At 72.9% G+C, this 214-nt stretch carries 1 protein-coding gene; it reads left to right on the top strand.

All coding sequences use genetic code 11. From position 1 onward, the window contains the following. Positions 1-214, top strand: a 214-nt coding sequence (locus tag Q0789_RS16660) for an aquaporin (RefSeq protein WP_298807099.1), incomplete at both ends; no start/stop codon positions are given.

Raw genomic sequence — 214 nt, 5'->3', positions numbered from 1 at the left:
GCTGGAACGTCGTCACCGAGGTCATCGGCACCTTCGTCCTCGTCTTCGTCATCCTCCTGTTCGGCAACACGCCCGCCGGGCTCGGCCCCCTCGCCGTCGCCCTGCTCGTCGTCGGCATCGGCGCCTCGCTCGGCGGACCGACGGGCTACGCCATCAACCCGGCCCGCGACCTCGGGCCGCGCATCGCCCACGCCCTGCTGCCCATCCGCGGCAA

Origin of the sequence: uncultured Pseudokineococcus sp., assembly GCF_947499845.1 — a bacterium.
In the GTDB taxonomy this organism is placed as follows: Bacteria; Actinomycetota; Actinomycetes; order Actinomycetales; family Quadrisphaeraceae; genus Pseudokineococcus.
The sequence above is the reverse complement of the archived record's forward strand: the minus strand, read 5'-3'. Positions and strand labels throughout refer to the sequence as shown.